This is a genomic window from Bradyrhizobium sp. Kon69 (genome assembly GCF_055807515.1).
In genome coordinates, this window is the sequence record NZ_JBVVOS010000231.1 from 1 (window position 1) to 314 (window position 314).

The following is a 314-nucleotide window of genomic DNA, read 5'->3' on the forward strand; positions in this document are numbered from 1 at the left end:
GCCACAGCCACACACACAACCAACCTGCGAGGGCGCCTGTGGGTAAGTCGACAAAGTGATGTTGATAAGTGGTGAGTACCGAAACACCGATCAGCGCAAACCAGCCGTGTACCACCCAGCGCCAGAAGCCCTGGGTATGGCGCTGGTACATGACCCACAGGATCACCAGCAGCGCGATATGCAGGGAAGGCGCCTGGTTGAACGGCTTGTCGAAGCCGGCCAGCACGGCGAACAACCAGCCGAACACACCATCCAGCTCCGGCCGTTCGAAGGTGAAGCGCAGCGGCCAGATCAGGAAGCAACTGACGGCAATC

Annotated in this window: 1 protein-coding gene; it reads right to left on the reverse strand. The window is 60.2% G+C overall.

What is annotated here, in order from left to right; genetic code table 11:
- The coding region (locus AC0L3U_RS38960; RefSeq protein ID WP_473365050.1) for a phosphatase PAP2 family protein at positions 1-314 on the reverse strand (314 nt) is incomplete at both ends.